The following is a 16743-nucleotide window of genomic DNA, read 5'->3' as shown; positions in this document are numbered from 1 at the left end:
GGCCATGGGCGGGTTCCGGGCGCGGGGACGGCCATTGCAGCAATGCCGCCGTGAGGGCCCGATCAGGGATAGGGCTGCCCCGGTCGCGGGGGCGGCCGGGGCAGGGGCCGGTGCGGGGGCACCGGCGGGGGGAGGGATCAGCCGGCGAGGCGGCGCTTGACCAGGGCCGAGACCTGGCCCATGTCGGCCTGGCCGGCCAGCTGCGGCTTGAGCACGCCCATCAGCTTGCCCATGTCGGCCGGGCCGGCGGCGCCGGTCTGGGCGATGGCGGCGTCGATCGCCGCCAGGATCGCGGCCTCGTCCAGCTTGGCCGGCAGGTAGCGTTCGATCACCGCGATCTCGTTGCGCTCGACCGCGGCCAGGTCCTCGCGGCCGGCGGCCTCGTACTGGGACACCGAGTCGCGGCGCTGCTTGACCATCTTGTCCAGCACGCCGACCACCGCGGCATCGTCCAGCTGGATGCGCTCGTCGACTTCCTTCTGCTTGATCGCGGCGTTGATCAGCCGGATCACGGCCAGGGTTTCCTTGTCGCCGCCCTTCATGGCGGCCTTCATGTCGTCGGTCAGACGCTGCTTGAGGCTCATCGCACACCTTCCAAGGTCGCTAAATCAAAGCCGGACGGCCGCCCGGGGCGGTGCCGCGGCGAACACAAAAAGCCGGCCACGCGACGGCGTGCCGGCTTCGGTGCCCTGTACACCATGCGCCCGCGCACGGGCGGCATGGCGTCAGCAGCGCAGGCTCAGTACAGGCGCTGGCGCTTGGTGACGTCGCGCGACATGCGACGCAGCTGGCGCTTCACCGCGGCAGCAGCCTTGCGCTTGCGCTCCTGGGTCGGCTTCTCGTAGTACTCGCGCTTGCGGGTTTCGGCCAGGACACCGGCCTTCTCGCAGGTGCGCTTGAAGCGACGCAGCGCAAACTCGAAGGGCTCGTTCTCGCGGACTTTGACGCTGGGCATGGAATCTCCGGGACACAAAATACCGGGTCGCGCCCGGTGAGCCGCGTATGATAGCCACCTCGCCGGCCGCGCTGCAAGTGCGCCGGTGCAGGCCGCGCCGCGGCCGCCCCCTTTCCCCCCGGAACTCCCCCCATGCGTGTCCTTGGCATCGAAACCTCCTGCGACGAAACCGGCGTGGCCGTGTACGACACCGCCCCCGGCGCAGGCCTGCTCGCCCATGCGGTCTACAGCCAGATCGCCCTGCACGCTGAATACGGCGGCGTGGTGCCGGAACTGGCCAGCCGCGACCACGTGCGCAAGCTGCTGCCGCTGGTGCGCCAGACCCTGGCCGAGGCCGGGCTGGCCCCGGCCGACCTGGACGGGGTGGCGTACACCGCCGGCCCCGGCCTGGTCGGCGCCCTGCTGGTCGGCGCCGGCACCGCGCGGGCCCTGGCCTGGGCGCTGGACGTGCCGGCGGTGGCGGTGCACCACATGGAAGGCCACCTGCTGGCGCCGTTGATGGAGGACAACCCGCCGGCTCCGCCGTTCGTGGCCCTGCTGGTCTCCGGTGGCCATACCCAGCTGGTGGCGGTGGAGGCGATCGGCCGCTACCGCCTGCTCGGCGAGACCCTGGACGATGCCGCCGGCGAGGCCTTCGACAAGACCGCCAAGCTGATGGGCCTGCCGTACCCGGGCGGCCCGCAGCTGGCCGCGCTGGCCGAACGCGGCACGCCGGGTGCGTTCCGCTTCGCCCGGCCGATGACCGACCGCCCGGGACTGGATTTCTCCTTCAGCGGGCTGAAGACCCAGGTGCTGCTGGCCTGGCAGCAGTCCGACCAGTCGGAGCAGACCCGCGCCGACATCGCCCGCGGCTTCGAGGACGCGGTGGTCGACACCCTGGCGATCAAGTGCGGGCGCGCGCTGGACGCGGCCGGCAGCGACACCCTGGTGATCGCCGGCGGCGTCGGCGCCAACAAGCGCCTGCGCGCCAGGCTGCAAGAGATGTGCGCCCGGCGCGGCGGCCGCGCCTGCTTCCCGCGCCCGTCGCTGTGCACCGACAACGGCGCGATGATCGCCTTTGCCGGCGCGCTGCGCCTGGAGGCCGGCCAGCACGAGGACACGTCGGTGCGGGTCACGCCGCGATGGGACATGGCGACGCTGCCGCCGTTGGCGGCAGCGTCGCCGTGATTGGTGATTGGTAATTCGTGATTCAAAGGCGCAAAGCGAAGCGGCCGGCGCTGGCGTCGCGGCGACGACTGTTACCATCCCACGAATCACGAATCACGAATCACGAATCACGAATCACCGCCTCATGGACAAAGTCTTCATCGAAGGCCTCGAGATCGAGGCGCTGATCGGCATCTACGACTGGGAGCGGCGCATCCGCCAGACCCTGCGCTTCGACCTGGAGATGGCCTTCGACAACCGCGTGCCCGCGGCCAGCGACGACATCGCCGACACCCTCGACTACAAGGCGGTGAGCAAGCGCCTGATCGAGTACGTGGGCCAGTCCGGCTTCGGCCTGGTCGAGACCCTGGCCGAACGTTGCGTCGAACTGGTCATCCGCGAGTTCGGCGTGCAGTGGGTGCGGTTGAAGCTGAGCAAGCCCGGTGCGGTGCGCGGTGCGCAGGCGGTGGGCGTGGTGATCGAGCGCAGTGCGCCGGCGAAGGAGTCGTAAGTGGTGTGGGGTGTATCGACTGCGGGTGACTGGACCAGCCTGATCGGGCTGCATGGGGTGAGGGACCTGCTGGCGCCTTGGCCCTGGGCCTGGCCGGCCCTGCTGCTGGCGCTGCTGCTGGGCGCCGCGGCCATCGCGAACTTCGTCACCAAGCGCATCCTGCTGCGCGGCCTGCGCCGGCTGCTGGCGATGCTCGCCAGCCAGACCGGCAAGGCCGGGATCGCCGACATGCGGGTGATCCCGCGCCTGGCCAACGTGGTGCCGGCGATGGTGATCTCCTCCGGCATCGGCTGGATCCCCGACCTGTCGCCGGCGCTGGTCGCCTTCGTCCACGGCGCCTGCCAGGCCTGGGTGGTGCTGACCCTGGCGCTGGCGGTGTCGCATGCGCTGGACGCGGCCAACGAGCTGTACGAGCGCCGTCCCGACGCGCGCAACAAGCCGATCAAGGGCTACCTGCAGGTGGCCAAGATCGTGGTCTTCGCCCTGGCCGGCCTGTCGATCGTCGCCACCCTGGCCGGGGTGAAGCTGCTGCACCTGCTGACCGGCCTGGGCGCGGCCACCGCGGTGCTGATGCTGGTGTTCCAGGACACCCTGCTGTCGCTGGTGGCCAGCGTGCAGATCAGCGGCGACGGCCGCGTGCGCATCGGCGACTGGATCGAGATGCCCAGCCAGAACGCCGATGGCGACGTGATCGACATCGCCCTGCACACGGTCACGGTGCAGAACTGGGACAAGACCGTCACCACCATCCCGACCAAGAAGCTGATCAGCGAGTCGTTCAAGAACTGGCGCGGCATGCAGGAGGCGGGCGGGCGCCGGATCAAGCGCGCGCTGTACCTGGACCAGTCCAGTGTGCGCTTCCTGGAGCCGGAGGAGCGCCAGCGCCTTGGGCGCTTCGTGCTGCTGCGCGAGTACCTGGCGCAGAAGGAGCGCGAGCTGGCCGAGTGGAATGCCGGTCTGGGCGAGGACGGCCAGCTGCCGGTCAACGCCCGCCGCATCACCAACCTCGGCACCTTCCGCGCCTACGTGGAGCGCTACCTGCGCCGCCATCCCGGCGTGCACCAGGACATGACCCTGCTGGTGCGCCAGCTGCAGCCGGGTGCCGACGGCATCCCGCTGGAGATCTACTGCTTCACCAACGACACCCGCTGGGCGGTGTACGAGGGCATCCAGTCGGACATCTTCGACCACCTGCTGGCGATCCTGCCGGAGTTCGGCCTGCGCGTGTTCCAGCAGCCCGGGGGCGCCGATTTCCGCGCCCTGCTGGCCGAACGGGGCGGGCAGGGCCCGCTCGCCCCGGCCTCTTGACGGCCGCCCGCCGGCGTTGCATGTTGCGGTGCAACAACCGGCGCGGGGCCGCCGGGAGGCCGGGCGGGTGCGATGGACTGGACGAAGTACCGGACGCCTTCGTATGACGAGCTGATCGGGCCGGACGGCCGGCCACGCCCGGCCGCGCGCCCGCTGGTGGAATACCTGTCCGGGCTCTCCGACCAGGAGCTGGCCGAGCGCCAGCTGGCGGCCGACGTCGCCGCCCGGGTCATGGGCATCACCTTCACCGTCTACAGCGACGGCCGCAACGTCGACCGCACCCTGCCGTTCGACCTGATCCCGCGCATCATCGACCGCCGCGAGTGGCAGCGCACCGAGGCGGGGCTGGTCCAGCGCATGCGCGCGCTCAACCTGTTCATCGCCGACATCTACGGCGAACAGCGCATCGTCCGCGACAAGGTGTTCCCGGCCGCGCTGCTGGAGCGCTCGGTCAACTTCCGCCCGCAGTGCGTGGGCGTGCGCCCGCCGCTGGACGTGTGGGCGCACGTCTGCGGCTCGGACCTGGTGCGCGACGCCGACGGCACCCTGTACGCGCTGGAGGACAACCTGCGCATCCCCTCCGGGGTGTCGTACATGCTCGAGAACCGCATGGTCGCCAAGCGCGTGTTCCCGGAGCTGTTCGAGACCAGCGCGATCCTGCCGGTGGACGACTACACCGCGCAGCTGTACGACACCCTGGCCGCGCTGTCGCCGCGCCCGGGCGACACCCCGGTGATCGTGCTGCTGACCCCGGGGGTGTTCAACAGCGCCTACTTCGAGCACGCCTACCTGGCCCAGGCCATGGGCATCGAGCTGGTCGAGGGCAGCGACCTGTTCGTGGCCGACGACGACTGCACCTACATGCGCACGGTCGACGGCCCGCAGCGGGTGGACGTGGTCTACCGCCGGGTCGACGACCTGTTCCTGGACCCGGAGGTGTTCCACCCGGACTCGCTGCTGGGCGTGCCGGGGCTGATCCGCAGCTGGCGCGCCGGCAAGGTCGCGCTGGCCAACGCGCCCGGCGCCGGCGTGGCCGACGACAAGGTTGTGTTCGCCTACGTGCCGAGGATGATCCGCTACTACCTGGGCGAGGAGCCGATCCTGCCCAACGTGCCCAGCTACCTGTGCCACGACGCCGACGACCGCCGCTACGTGCTCGAGCACCTTGGCGAACTGGTGGTGAAGCCGGCCAACGAGTCCGGCGGCTACGGCATGCTGATCGGCCCGCGCGCCAGCAGCAGGGAACGCGAGAAGTTCCGCGCCCTGATCGAGGCCGACCCGCGCAACTACATGGCCCAGCCCACGCTGTCGCTGTCCACCGCGCCGATCATCGGTCCCGGCGGGCCGGTGCCGCGGCACATCGACCTGCGGCCGTTCATCCTCTCCCGCGGCGATACCTACGTGACCACCGGTGGCCTCACCCGGGTGGCGATGGCCGAGGGCTCGCTGGTGGTCAATTCCTCCCAGGGCGGCGGCGCCAAGGACACCTGGGTGGTGGACCTGGAGGAGACCGCCTGATGCTCTCGCGCGTCGCCAGCCAGCTGTACTGGTTCAGCCGCTACCTGCGCCGCGCCGAGAACACCGCGCGGCTGGTGGGCGTGGGCAGCCTGCTGCAGCTGGACCTGCCGCGCTCGGTGCGCTTCACCTGGCGGCCGATGATCGCCACGGTCGGCGCCGAGGAGCTGTTCCTGGGCGTGCATCCGGAGCCGGACGAAGCCGATGTGCTGGACTTCCTGCTGCTGGACGCGCGCAACCCGTCCTCGCTGCGCAGTTCGGTGGCGCAGGCGCGCGAGATCCTGCGCAGCATCCGCGACGCGCTGCCGCAGGAGGTGTGGGAGGCGGTCAACGACCTGCACCTGTACCTGGACGCCGACGGCCCGCGGGTGCTCACCCGCCGCTACCGCATGGACTTCATCGGCCGCATCACCGACGGCTGCCTCAAGGTCTCCGGCCTGCTGCAGGCCAACGTCAGCCGCGACATGGGCTTCCACTTCCTGCGCCTGGGCACGGCGATCGAGCAGGCGGACATGACCACCCGGATCATCGACGCCGGCGCCTCCGGCCTGGTGCGGCCGCGCCACGAGGACGACCTGGAAGCCTGGCGCAACATGCAGTGGATGGCGGTGCTGCGCGCGCTGGCGGCGTACCAGATGTACCGCCGCCACCTGCGCCAGCGGGTCACCGCCGCCCACGCCCTGCGCTTCCTGCTGCATGACAACGAGTTCCCGCGCAGCGTGCAGTTCTGCCTGGGGCGGCTGCACCGGATCCTGCCGGCGCTGCCGCCGCGGCCGCCGGTGGACCGCGCCCTCAACCGGGTCACCGGGCTGGTGCGCCAGGCCGACCCGGCGCTGCTGGCCGCAGGCGACCCGGCCGGCTTCATGGACGAGGCGCAGGTGCTGCTTGGGCGCCTGCACGAGGCCATCGCCGAGGGCTATTTCGCCGGCTGAGCGCGCGCCGGCCGCCACCGGGGCCGGGTGTAGAATCCACCGAACCGCAACCTGCAGATACCCATGACCTATTGCGTCGGCATCGAAGTGGACGAGGGCCTGGTGTTCGCGGCCGACACCCGCACCAACGCCTCGCTCGACGACGTGCGCGTGCACCGCAAGCTGCACGTGTTCGAGTATCCCGGCGAGCGCGTGTTCGTGGTCATGAGCGCGGGCAACCTGGCCACCACCCAGCTGGCGGTGTCGCGCCTGCGCCGCGACGCGGAGGATCCGTCCGCGCCGCGCAGCCTGCGCAACTTCCGCCACCTGTTCGAGGTGGCCGAGTACGTCGGCGAGGTGCTGGTCGCCAGCCAGGTGCAGGCCGGCAGCGACAACCCGCACGGCGGCATCAACACCCAGGCCACGCTGATCCTGGGCGGACAGATCGCCGGCGAGCGCCCGGGCCTGTACCTGGTGTACCCGCTGGGCAACTGCATCTCCGCCTCGCCGGAAACGCCCTACCTGCAGATCGGCGAATCCAAGTACGGCAAGCCGATCCTGGACCGCATCGTGCGCCCTGGCACCGCGCTGGAGGACGCCGCGCGCTGCGCCCTGCTGTCGCTGGACTCGACCATCCGCTCCAACCTCTCGGTCGGGCTGCCGGTGGACCTGGCGCTGGTCCGCGCCGGCGACCTGCGGGTGAGCCAGCAGATGCGGCTGGAGGCCGACACCCCGCTGTACGCGGAGATCCACGACACCTGGTCGCGCAAGCTGGAGAACGCGGTGCGCACCCTGCCGCGCTTCCCCTGGGAGCCGCAGGCGCAGGCCACGGAGGACCCGTCCGCGCTGCCACCGTTGCCACCGCGCCGGGTGCCGGCGCGCAAGGATCCCGGCGACCAGTCCGCGCAGCAGTAACAGGCACGCACCGCATGCACAGCCAGCCGGCGCCCGCGGGCGCCACCCCCGTATTGCTCAGCCTCGGCAGCAACCTGCAGCCGGAGCGCCACCTGCGCGCGGCGCTGGAGGAATTGCGCGCCCGCTTCGGCACGCTGCGGGTCTCCCCGGCCTACCGCACCCCGGCGGTCGGCTTCGACGGCCCGCCCTTCCTCAACAACGCCGCCCTGCTGCATACCGGCCTCGCGCTGCCGGAGCTGGAAGCCTGGCTGCACGCGCTGGAAGACCGCCACGGCCGCGTGCGCAGCGGCCCGCGCCTGGCCGACCGCACCCTGGACGTGGACGTGGTGTTCCATGGCGACCTGGTGCTGCGCGAGGGCGGCAAGGTGCGGATCCCGCGCCCGGAACTGAAGCACGCCTTCGTGCTCAAGCCGGCGGCCGACATCGCCCCGGACTTCGTCGATCCGCTCAGCGGCCGCACCCTGGCCGAGCTGTGGCGCGACCACCCGCAGCACGGCGAGGCGTTCGAGGTGGTGCCGCTGTGACCCGCCTTCAGTGGGTGCGGCCGCCGTCCACGTGCAGCACCTGGCCGGTGACGTAGCCGGCCTCCTCCGACAGCAGCCAGGCCACGGCGGCGGCGATGTCCTCCGGCGTGCCGGCCCGGCCAAGCGCGGTATCGCCAAGGATCGTGGCTTGCGCCGCCGGGTCCTGCGCCTGCTCCGGCCACAGGATCGCGCCCGGCGCCACCGCGTTGGCCCGCGCCTGCGGCGCCAGTGCCTGGGCCAGGCCGCGGGTCAGCGAGACCAGCGCCGCCTTGGCCGCCGAGTACAGCGGATGCCCGCGCAGCGGCGTCCCGGCGTACACGTCGGCCAGGTTGACCACCGCGCCGCCGCGCTCGCGCAGGTGCGCGGCGGCGGCCTGGGCGAGGAAGAAGGGCGCGCGCGCGTTGACCGCGAACAGCGCGTCCCACTGCGCCGGCGTGGCCTGGTCCAGCGGCGTGGGGAAGAAGTTGGAGGCGTTGTTGACCAGCCCGTCCAGGCGGCCGTAGCGGGCGATGCAGGCCTGCACCAGTGCCGCCGGCGCTTCCTCCGCCTGCAGGTCCGCCTGCAGCACCAGCACGCTGCCCGGGCGCGCCGCCTCCAGGGTGCCGGCCAGCGCCTGCAGTTCGGCGTGCGAGCCGTGGCAGTGCAGGGCGAGGTCGAAGCCGTCGCGGTGCAGGCGCCGGGCGATGGCCGCGCCGATGCGGCGGGCGGCGCCGGTGACCAGGACGACGGGGCGGGGATGGGGCATCGGGCATGTCCGCTCGGCTATGCTGGCCATTCTCCACGCCGTCCCACAGCGATGCACCCCCACACCGACCTGCCGGAACCCGCGCCCGGCGCCCTCCACCACAGCGCGATCCTGGCCGACCACATCCGCGAGGAGATCCGCCACGGCGGTGGCGCGATCCCGATGTCCCGGTTCATGGAGCTTTGTCTGTACGCACCCGGCCTGGGCTACTACAGCGCCGGCGCGACCAAGTTCGGCCCGGCCGGCGACTTCGTCACCGCACCCGAGTCCGGGCGGCTGTTCGCGGCCACCGTGGCGGGCGTGCTGGCCGAGGGCCTGCGCCAGCTCGGCGGCCACGCGCGGGTGCTGGAAGTGGGCGGCGGCAGCGGCGTGTTCGCCGAGGTCGCGCTCAAGCGACTGCTGGAACTGGACGCGCTGCCGGACCGCTACGCGATCCTGGAGCCCTCGGCCGACCTGCGCGAGCGCCAGCGCGAGCACCTCCGGCGCACCCTGGTGCCCACCGTGTTCGAGCTGGTGGAGTGGCTGGACCGCCCGTTCCAGGACGAGTGGGACGGCCTGCTGTTCGCCAACGAGGTGATCGACGCCCTGCCGACGCCGCGCTTCGTGCTGCGCGACCGCCAGGTGTACGAGGAGCACGTGGCGCTGGACGGCAACGACGGCTTCGTGCGCGTGGACCGCCCGGCCGACGCCCTGCTGGAAGCGGCGGTGCGCCACATCGAGGACTACCTGGAGCAGCCATTCCCGGACGGCTACCGCTCCGAGCTGCTGCCGCAGCTGCCGTACTGGCTGCAGGCGGTCGGCGGCGGCCTGCGCAGCGGCGGCATGCTGTTCTTCGACTACGGCTACGCCCGCCGCGAGTACTACCTGCCGCAGCGCAGCGACGGCACCCTGCGCGCGTTCTACCGCCAGCGCATGCACGATGACGTGCTGCGCTGGCCCGGGTTGCAGGACATCACCGCCTCGGTCGACTTCACCGCGCTGGCCGAGGCCGGCACCGGCGCCGGCCTGGACCTGGCCGGCTACTGCAGCCAGGCCAGCTTCCTGCTGGGCAACGGCATCGACCGCCTGCTGGCCGAGGCCGAGGCGCGTACCGACGAGGCCGGCGTGCTGCGCCTGCGCCAGGAACTCAAGCGCCTGACCCTGCCCGAACAGATGGGCGAGCGCTTCCAGGCCATGGCTTTCACCCGCGACATCGACTTGGGCGCGGCCTTCCTGCTCGGCGACATGACCTGGCGGCTGTGAGCACCGGCGCGCTGAAGCCGCTGCGGCGGCCGCATCTGTGGCTGGGCCTGTGGCTGCTGGCGGTGGCCGTGGTCTGCGTGGCCAGCCTGACCCCGCCGCCGCCGATGGAACTGCCGCGGCATGGCGACAAGGTCGAGCACCTGCTGGCCTATGCCGCGCTGGCGGCCGCGGCGGTGCAGGTTTTCCGTCCCGGGCGCGCGCTGTGGGCGGCGGGCATCGGCCTGGTCCTGATGGGCGTGGCGCTGGAGTTCGCCCAGGGGGCGCTGACGCAGACGCGCATGGCCGATCCGGCCGATGCCCTGGCCAATACCGCTGGCGTGCTGCTGGGCCTGGGCACCCGCCTGACCCGCTGGCGCGACCTGCTGCTGCGGCGCGGCGGCTGAACGCGACGCCGGCCGCAGCCGCGGGCCGGCGTCGCGCCGCGCGGTCAGCGCCTTTCCAGCGTCACCCGGTCGACCACCCACATTTGCGGGCGGGTATCGCCGGTAAAGCGCAGGCACAGGTCCTGGCGCCCGGACAGCGCGGGCGCCAGCGGCGCCTCCAGTTCGACGAAACCGTCCGCGTCCGGCGCCGCCGGCAGCGGCACGCTGGCCACGCGCTGGCCGTCGCAGCCGCCGGCATGCACGTCCAGCTCGCCATGCGCCGAACGCGCCGGCTCGAAGCGGCGGTGCGGTTCGTCGTGCGCCAGCTGGAAGTAGTAGGGGATGCGCCCGGCGCGCACCTTCACCGCGACCACCCCGTCCAGGCGCGCGGCGGTCCATTGCCAGCACGGATAGAAGATGTCGGTGTCGAAGATCGCGCGCTCGCCCTCGGCCGGGCCGTCGTCCTCCAGGCGCAGGCGCAGCGCCGCGCGCCCGCGGCAGGCGTCCAGCTGCTCGTCGCTGCGGGTCAGCAGCGAGGCCGCGTCCCAGTGCCAGGCGCGCGCCGGCGCCAGCGGCTTGCCGGCGAAGAACGCCGCGGCCTGCAGCCGCGCCGGCAGCGGCAGCTGCAGCGGCGCCTGGTAGCGCGGCGAGGCCGCGGTCGGCGCGCTGCCGTCGCTGCTGTAGCGGATCTCGTAGCCCAGCGGGTTGGACAGGGCCACGCGCACGCCGGCGTCGCTTTCGTCCTGCAGTTCCACGTCCACCTGGAACGGGGTGGACGCGTAGCCGATGCCCCAGCGCCGGTAGCGCTGCAGCTGCACCGGCAGGCGCTGCAGGAAGGAACCCAGGTCGCGCGCCTGGCGCGGCGACCAGGCCACCTCGGCCAGCGCCGCCAGGCGCGGGAACATGTGGTGCTGCAGGCGCTCGAAGCTGCGCGTGTGCTCGGTCCACAGGTTGGCCTGCACGCCGAGGATGTGGTGCTGCCGCTCCGGCTCCAGGCCCTCGGGCACCGGCTCGAAGCCGTAGACCTGCTGCAGGGTGATGGTGGCCGGGCGGCCCGGCGGCTCGTGCGGGGAACCGGTCTGCAGGTAGTCCAGGTACAGCGCCGACACCGGCGCCATGACCACGTCGTGGCCCAGGCGCGCCGCCTTGAGCCCGCCCTCGGTGCCGCGCCAGGACATCACCGCCGCGCCGGCCGGCAGTTCGCCGTCGAGGATCTCGTCCCAGCCGATCGCGCGCTTGCCGTGCTTCTCCAGGAAGGCGGCGAGGCGATGGACGACATGCGCCTGCATCGCGGTCTCGTCGGCCAGTCCCAGCTCGCGCATGCGCGCCTGCACCCGCGCCGAGGCCTGCCACTGGTCCTTGACCGCCTCGTCGCCGCCGATGTGGAAGTAGCGGCCGGGGAACAGCGGCAGCAGCTCGGCGATCACGTCCTCGAGGAAGGCCAGGGTGGCTTCCTCGGTGTTGAACAGGTTGGGGAACACGCCCCACTCGCTGGTCGGGCGCAGCGGCGCATCGGTGCTGCCCAGCTCCGGGTAGGCGGCGATCGCCGCGGTGGCGTGGCCGGGCACGTCGAACTCCGGCACCACGGTGATGTGGTGCTGCGCGGCGTAGGCCACGACCTCGCGCACCTGCTCCTGGGTGTAGTGGCCGCAGTAAGGGCGCGGCTGGCCGCTGGCCGGATCGATGGCGCCGTCGCCGGCCGGCAGGCGGCAGCTGCCGGCCTCCACCAGGCGCGGATGGCGCCTGATTTCCACCCGCCAGCCCTGGTCGTCGGTCAGGTGCCAGTGCAGGGTGTTGAGCTTGTGCAGGGCCATCGCGTCGATGACCTGCTTGACCTGCTCCACGCTCCAGAAGTGCCGGGCCGGATCGAGCATGAAGCCGCGCCAGGGGAAGCGCGGCGCGTCCTCGATCCGCAGCGCCGGCAGCCGGATGGGGCCGGACTCGTCCAGGGTGGCCAGCTGCAGCAGGGTCACCGCGCCGTAGAACAGGCCGGCCTGGTCGCCGGCGGTGATGCTGGCGCCGCCGGGCGCGACTTCCAGCAGGTAGCTTTCGCGGCCGCCACCGTGCGCCGGGTCCAGGCGGAAGCGGATGCCGGGGCGGCGGCTGCCGGCCACCACCTTCGGCGCGATGCCGCGGCTCTTTTCCAGCAGCGCGGAAAACTGCGCGGCCACGGTGCGCTCGGCCTCGCCGGCGGCCAGCAGCGGCGTGTCCGCGTCCAGCGCGAACTGCCCGCGCAGCGGCTCGAGCGAGGCCGGCATCGGGATCAGCGGCAGCGGTTGCGCCGGGGCGGAGGCGGTGGCGGTACCGGCCAGCGTGCCTGCCAGCACGACGGCGCCCAGCAGGCACAGCCGCCGCAACGGGTTGGATCGGGTCATGCGTGCTCCCTGGTCATGGCCTTCGGCAATGCAGCGGGCCCGGAAGGCTCCGGGCCCGATGATGCGGCCGGCGCGGACGCGGGTCGACCGCGCCGCGCCGGCGTCCCCGCTCAGTACTTCAGGCGGACGTTGAAGTAGTACTGGCGGCCGTTGCTGTAGAAGGCCGTGGGGATGGTGGAGCTCTGGTAGTAGGTGATCTCCGGGTCGTTGAGGTTCAGCGCGTCCAGGCTGAAGCTGAGCTGGTCGTTGAGCTTGTAGCTCAGTGCCGCCGACAGGGTGCCGAAGTCGTCCTGGTAGTACGGGTTGGCGCCGGACAGGCCGATCAGGAACTCCGAGCGGCGGGTGTAGCTGAGCCGCGCGCCGAAGGCCTCGTTCTCGAACCAGGCGCCGACGTTGTAGGTGTGCCTGGAGGTACCCAGCAGGTTGTTGCTGCCGTCGGCCCAGGTGTGCGCGGTGCTGCCGTCGGCGAAGGTGTAGTTGGCGCTGACGCCGAAGTTCTCGCCGATCGGCTGCTCGTAGGCCAGCTCGACGCCGTGCACCTTGCCGTCGGAGTTCACCGGCACCGAGACCAGGTAGTCCTCCAGCTGGTTGGTCAGCTCCGAGAACAGCTGCCGGGTCTCGGTGCCGAAGGCCACGTAGTCCTTCAGGTCCATGGCATAGGCGCCGACCGAGAGCAGGCCGCGCGGCATGAAGTACCACTCCAGGTTGGCGTCGAAGTTGGTCGACACCACCGGCTTGAGGTTGGGATTGCCGCCGCCGCCGGTCTTGTTGAGGTCCGAGCCCCAGGACGCGGCGCCCAGCGCCGAGTAGTCGGGCAGGGTCTGGGTCTGCGAGGCGGCGAAGCGGAACACCAGGTCCGGGGCCAGGTTGAACTTCAGGTTCGCGCTGGGCAGCACGCGGCTGTGCGAGTTGCTGGTGCGGACCCGGATCCACTGCCCGAACAGGCTGGAGACCTCGGCGTTGGCCGGATTGCTGACCGCCTGGTAGGAGTGGATGTCCTGGTCGATGTCGACATAGCGCAGGCCGACGTTGCCGCTCCAGTTGTCGCCGCGGAAGTTGGCCTGCACGTAGGCGGCCAGGCTTTCCTCGGCCACCTTCCACTCGCCGCCGTAGTTGTGGCGGCCGGTGGGGCCGTCGTCGCCGGACAGCCAGGTGGAGTTGCCGACCACCGCGTCGCGCAGCGCGCCGGGGGTGAAGTACCACAGGTTGCGCGGGAAGCTGCCGCCGATGCCGTCGGCGAAGCCGGACGGGTAGGGCGCGGTGGCGCCGTCCTGCAGGTCGCTCCAGATGTCGCCCGGGGTCGCGCCCTCGGGCGAGCGTGCCTCGCGCTCGTGGTCGGCGTAGCGCAGGCCGAAGTCCAGCGAGGACAGCGCGCCAACGTCGAAGTAGCGGGTGAAGTCGGCGCTGAACCAGTCCTCCTCGTCGATCGCGCTCACCAGCTGGTTGCCCCAGGTGCCGAAGCTGGTGACGCCGGCCGGGCTGGTGTCGCCGCCCACGCTCCAGTCCACCGGCGCGCTGGCGCCGTGGGTGTTCCAGCTGGCGCCGCCGCCGCGGGCGAGGGTGACCTCGGCGATGTACTGGCGGTTGGTGGTGCCTTCGCCCTTGGTGGTGCCGGCCTGGAAGCGCGAGCGCAGGTCCGGGCTGATGTCCCAGTCCACGTCGAAGGTGGCGTAGCGGGTCTTGGCGCTGGCCTCGCGGTAGATCATGTCGTACACCGCGTAGTCGCGGCCCGGCTCGCCGGTATAGCTGGCCTGGGCCAGCACCCCGTCGCGCACCACGTAGCCCGGCTCCGGCGCCTGCGCGCGGGCGAAGTTGCCGCCCCATAGCATGAAGTTGCGGTTGTAGTTGTCCGCGTCCATGTCCGAGCTGAAGGCGCTCACGCCCAGGGTGAGGTTGTCGGCCGGCTTGAACTGGACATCGACCAGTCCGCCCTTGCGCTCGCGGGTCTGCTCGAACAGGGTCGAGCCCAGCAGGCCCGGCGCCCACACCCCGACCAGGTCGGGGTTGGTCGCGGCCACCGGGTCGTCCTCGCCGATCTGGAAGAAGCCGCCCGGGATCTCCTGCGCCTCGCGGCGCAGCTCGCGCTTCTGGCTGAAGGCCTGGACCAGGATGCCGAAGGTGCCCTGCTCGTTGCGGTAGTTGAACAGCGCCGACAGCTGCGGGTCGGTGGAGTCGGCCTGCTCGGAGTTGACCACGCCCAGCGAGGCCTCGGCGGTGATCGCGTCGGCGAATTGCAGCGGCTTGCGGGTGACGATGTTGACGCTGCCGGTGGTGCCGCCGTCCGGCAGCTTGGCCTGCGAGGACTTGTGCACCTCGACCGAGCTGACCAGTTCCGAGGGCAGCAGGGTGTAGCTGACGCTGCGGCCGACGTTGTTGCCCTGGCTGAGCACGAACCAGTCGGCCGAGCCGACGCTGTGGCCGTTGATCAGGGTCTGGGTGAGGCTGGGGCTGGTGCCGCGCAGGCTGACCCGGTCGGCCTCGTCGAAGCCGCCTTCGTCGGCGGAGGATGAGCTGATGTTCACGCCGGGCAGGCGCTGCAGGGTGTCGGCGACGTTGTGCGCCGGCAGCTTGCCCACGTCCTCCGCGGTGACCACCTCCAGGCGCGCGTCGGCCTCGCGCTTGGTGTCCAGCGAGCGTTCCATCGAGCCGCGGATGCCGGTGACCACGACCGTGTCCAGCTCGGTGGCCCGTTCCCCCGCATCCTGGGCTTGCGCGCCGGCGGCCACGGCCAGGCTGGCAAGGATCGCCGCGCTCAGTGCTGACTTGCAGTACTTCATGATGTCTCTCCCATCATCGGTTTGGTTGTGCCGGCATGCCGGCAACGGACTGCATCAGGTGCGACGGAACGGCACGACCGCTCGACTCCGCGGCACGACTACACCCGGCGCCTGGCGCGCCGTTCCACTCACTGCTCCACGAATTCCGAACCCAGGTACCAGCTGGCGGCGCCGATCACGCCCAGCTGCCCGTGCTCGACCAGCTTCACCGAGACCCGCTCCAGCGCCTCGCGCATCGAACCCTTGTTGAGGAAGCGGTCGCGGAAGCGGCTGCCGGCGAGGAAACGGCCGATCTGCGGCAGGATCCCGCCGGCCAGGTACACGCCGTGCACGCCGTACAGCAGGGCCATGTCGCCGACCGTGCTGCCGAGCAGGCCGCAGAACACCTCCAGCGCCTCGCGCGCCAGCGGGTCGCCGCCGCCCAGCGCGGCGGCGGTGATCTCGCCCGGGCGCGCGTGCACCGGCGCGGCGCCGCGCAGCGCGCACAGCGCCTGGTACAGGTTCAGCAGGCCGGGCCCGGACAGCGCGTGCTCGATCGGCACGTGGCTGCGCTGGCCGAGCATGTGCTGCAGCAGCTGCATCTCCAGTTCCGTGCCCACCGCCAGCGCCGCCTGCCCGGCCTCGGTGGCCAGCACCACGCCGCGGCGCCCGGTGGGGATCCACACCGCCGCGCCCAGGCCGGTACCGGGGCCCAGCACCAGCAGCGGGCCGGGTGCGGCCTGGGCAGGGCCGCACAGCTGCAGCACCTCGCTGGAGCCGAGCTGGTTGACCGCGTTGGCCACCGCCTCGAAGTCATTGATCAGGTGCACCGCGTCCAGGCCGAAGCGCTCGCGCAGTTCGCGCGGCGACAGCGGCCAGGGCAGGTTGTTGGTGATCACCGTGCCATCGGCCAGCGGGTAGCCGGCGCTGGCGATCACCGCCACCGACACCGGATGGCGGCCGAGGCTGGCGATGAACTCGGCGAGGATGTCGCCGAGGCTGGCGTAGTCGGAGCAGCGGAACTTGCTGTAGGCCAGCACCTGCGGCGCGCCGCCGTCGCCGTCGGCGGTGACCAGGCTGATGCGCACGTGGGTGCCGCCGACGTCGGCGGCGATGAATGGCGCGATGCGGGATTGGATCGATGCGGTCACGCGGGCTCCCGTTGGGCGGCATGGTTGGCGTGGGCGGCCATCCCGGGCGCCCACCGGACGGGCCGAGTCTTGGGTCATCGTGACAACGATGTCAACACTTCCCCCGGACTATCCCGGGGCGCTGGCCGTGGGTTGCGGCGGCACCCGGCACGAATCCCGGCATTCCCTCGTATTCAGCAAAAAACAGCCGGGTCAAGCGAGGCAGGGCGATGTTGCGGGGCAGCACCACGGATGCGCCGGACGGCGCGCGGGGCGGTTGACATCCGGGCAAGTCTCGCGGAAAGAATGTGACAACGTTGTTCCCACCTGGCTGGCGACCGTCGCGCC

15 protein-coding genes are annotated in these 16743 nt (G+C 71.8%); 9 read left to right on the top strand and 6 right to left on the bottom strand.

Annotated features, from left to right (window positions below; translation table 11 throughout):
• Positions 1-137: 137 nt before the first annotated feature.
• Positions 138-584 (bottom strand): GatB/YqeY domain-containing protein, encoded by a 447-nt coding sequence (locus tag EIM48_RS04055; RefSeq protein ID WP_019397770.1) that lies wholly within the window; start codon positions 582-584, stop codon positions 138-140.
• A 155-nt stretch (positions 585-739) separates the two neighbouring features.
• Positions 740-955, bottom strand: a complete 216-nt coding sequence (rpsU, locus tag EIM48_RS04050) for a 30S ribosomal protein S21 (protein WP_013533886.1) — start codon at positions 953-955, stop codon at positions 740-742.
• A 132-nt stretch (positions 956-1087) separates the two neighbouring features.
• On the opposite strand from rpsU, the gene tsaD reads away from it, so the two are divergent.
• The 7 genes from tsaD to folK all read left to right on the top strand — a co-directional run bounded on the left by tsaD (position 1088) and on the right by folK (position 7785).
• Entirely contained in the window at positions 1088-2122 is a 1035-nt protein-coding gene (gene tsaD, locus EIM48_RS04045; protein ID WP_019397769.1) for a tRNA (adenosine(37)-N6)-threonylcarbamoyltransferase complex transferase subunit TsaD, read from the top strand.
• 124 nt (positions 2123-2246) lie between these two features.
• Positions 2247-2612 carry a dihydroneopterin aldolase gene (gene folB / locus EIM48_RS04040; protein WP_019399235.1) on the top strand — a complete coding sequence of 122 codons (366 nt, stop codon included), beginning with the start codon at positions 2247-2249 and terminating at the stop codon, positions 2610-2612.
• 57 nt (positions 2613-2669) lie between these two features.
• Positions 2670-3920, top strand: a complete 1251-nt coding sequence (locus EIM48_RS04035; protein WP_125109155.1) for a mechanosensitive ion channel domain-containing protein — start codon at positions 2670-2672, stop codon at positions 3918-3920.
• A gap of 72 nt (positions 3921-3992) precedes the next feature.
• On the top strand, positions 3993-5438 hold the full coding sequence (locus tag EIM48_RS04030; RefSeq protein ID WP_019399233.1) for a circularly permuted type 2 ATP-grasp protein: 1446 nt from the start codon (positions 3993-3995) through the stop codon (positions 5436-5438).
• Complete coding sequence (locus EIM48_RS04025; protein WP_019399232.1) at positions 5438-6367, top strand: alpha-E domain-containing protein; 930 nt, start codon at positions 5438-5440, stop codon at positions 6365-6367. Before EIM48_RS04030 ends, EIM48_RS04025 begins: the two co-directional genes overlap by 1 nt.
• A 63-nt stretch (positions 6368-6430) precedes the next feature.
• Positions 6431-7261: a 20S proteasome subunits A/B gene (locus EIM48_RS04020; protein WP_028914403.1), complete on the top strand. Its 831-nt coding sequence runs from the start codon at positions 6431-6433 to the stop codon at positions 7259-7261.
• A gap of 14 nt (positions 7262-7275) precedes the next feature.
• Positions 7276-7785 (top strand): 2-amino-4-hydroxy-6-hydroxymethyldihydropteridine diphosphokinase, encoded by a 510-nt coding sequence (folK, locus tag EIM48_RS04015; protein ID WP_028914404.1) that lies wholly within the window; start codon positions 7276-7278, stop codon positions 7783-7785.
• Between the two features lie 7 nt (positions 7786-7792).
• On the opposite strand, the gene EIM48_RS04010 is transcribed toward folK, so the two are convergent.
• On the bottom strand, positions 7793-8530 hold the full coding sequence (locus EIM48_RS04010) for a pteridine reductase (protein ID WP_019399229.1): 738 nt from the start codon (positions 8528-8530) through the stop codon (positions 7793-7795).
• Positions 8531-8581: 51 nt separating this feature from the next.
• On the opposite strand from EIM48_RS04010, the gene EIM48_RS04005 reads away from it, so the two are divergent.
• Positions 8582-9772 carry an SAM-dependent methyltransferase gene (locus EIM48_RS04005; RefSeq protein WP_028914405.1) on the top strand — a complete coding sequence of 397 codons (1191 nt, stop codon included), beginning with the start codon at positions 8582-8584 and terminating at the stop codon, positions 9770-9772.
• The gene (locus tag EIM48_RS04000; RefSeq protein WP_019399227.1) at positions 9769-10155 is read left to right on the top strand and encodes a membrane protein; all 387 of its coding nucleotides are present in this window, start codon (positions 9769-9771) and stop codon (positions 10153-10155) included. The genes EIM48_RS04005 and EIM48_RS04000 overlap by 4 nt, the downstream gene beginning before the upstream one ends.
• Positions 10156-10199: 44 nt before the next feature.
• On the opposite strand, the gene EIM48_RS03995 is transcribed toward EIM48_RS04000, so the two are convergent.
• The 3 genes from EIM48_RS03995 to EIM48_RS03985 all read right to left on the bottom strand — a co-directional run bounded on the left by EIM48_RS03995 (position 10200) and on the right by EIM48_RS03985 (position 16416).
• Positions 10200-12509, bottom strand: coding sequence for a family 20 glycosylhydrolase (locus EIM48_RS03995; protein ID WP_037034225.1), 2310 nt, complete (start codon positions 12507-12509; stop codon positions 10200-10202).
• A gap of 110 nt (positions 12510-12619) precedes the next feature.
• A complete protein-coding gene (locus EIM48_RS03990) occupies positions 12620-15286 on the bottom strand; it encodes a TonB-dependent receptor (RefSeq protein WP_125111116.1) in 2667 nt (888 codons plus the stop codon).
• A gap of 128 nt (positions 15287-15414) precedes the next feature.
• A complete protein-coding gene (locus EIM48_RS03985; RefSeq protein ID WP_125111115.1) occupies positions 15415-16416 on the bottom strand; it encodes a glucokinase family protein in 1002 nt (333 codons plus the stop codon).
• Between the last annotated feature and the right edge of the window lie 327 nt (positions 16417-16743).

The sequence above is a fragment of the Pseudoxanthomonas sp. SGNA-20 genome, assembly GCF_003931635.1.
Lineage (GTDB): Bacteria > Pseudomonadota > Gammaproteobacteria > Xanthomonadales > Xanthomonadaceae > Pseudoxanthomonas.
This window is presented reverse-complemented; position numbering and strand designations above follow the sequence as displayed.

Excerpts from the sequence above, each read along its gene's own strand:
- folK (WP_028914404.1), top strand. The coding sequence starts at position 7,276 with ATGCACAGCCAGCCGGCGCCCGCGGGCGCCACCCCCGTATTGCTCAGC.
- folB (WP_019399235.1), top strand. The coding sequence starts at position 2,247 with ATGGACAAAGTCTTCATCGAAGGCCTCGAGATCGAGGCGCTGATCGGC.
- EIM48_RS04030 (WP_019399233.1), top strand. The coding sequence starts at position 3,993 with ATGGACTGGACGAAGTACCGGACGCCTTCGTATGACGAGCTGATCGGG.
- EIM48_RS04020 (WP_028914403.1), top strand. The coding sequence starts at position 6,431 with ATGACCTATTGCGTCGGCATCGAAGTGGACGAGGGCCTGGTGTTCGCG.
- tsaD (WP_019397769.1), top strand. The coding sequence starts at position 1,088 with ATGCGTGTCCTTGGCATCGAAACCTCCTGCGACGAAACCGGCGTGGCC.
- EIM48_RS04055 (WP_019397770.1), bottom strand. The coding sequence starts at position 584 with ATGAGCCTCAAGCAGCGTCTGACCGACGACATGAAGGCCGCCATGAAG.
- EIM48_RS03995 (WP_037034225.1), bottom strand. The coding sequence starts at position 12,509 with ATGACCCGATCCAACCCGTTGCGGCGGCTGTGCCTGCTGGGCGCCGTC.
- rpsU (WP_013533886.1), bottom strand. The coding sequence starts at position 955 with ATGCCCAGCGTCAAAGTCCGCGAGAACGAGCCCTTCGAGTTTGCGCTG.
- EIM48_RS04025 (WP_019399232.1), top strand. The coding sequence starts at position 5,438 with ATGCTCTCGCGCGTCGCCAGCCAGCTGTACTGGTTCAGCCGCTACCTG.
- EIM48_RS04010 (WP_019399229.1), bottom strand. The coding sequence starts at position 8,530 with ATGCCCCATCCCCGCCCCGTCGTCCTGGTCACCGGCGCCGCCCGCCGC.
- EIM48_RS03990 (WP_125111116.1), bottom strand. The coding sequence starts at position 15,286 with ATGAAGTACTGCAAGTCAGCACTGAGCGCGGCGATCCTTGCCAGCCTG.
- EIM48_RS04005 (WP_028914405.1), top strand. The coding sequence starts at position 8,582 with ATGCACCCCCACACCGACCTGCCGGAACCCGCGCCCGGCGCCCTCCAC.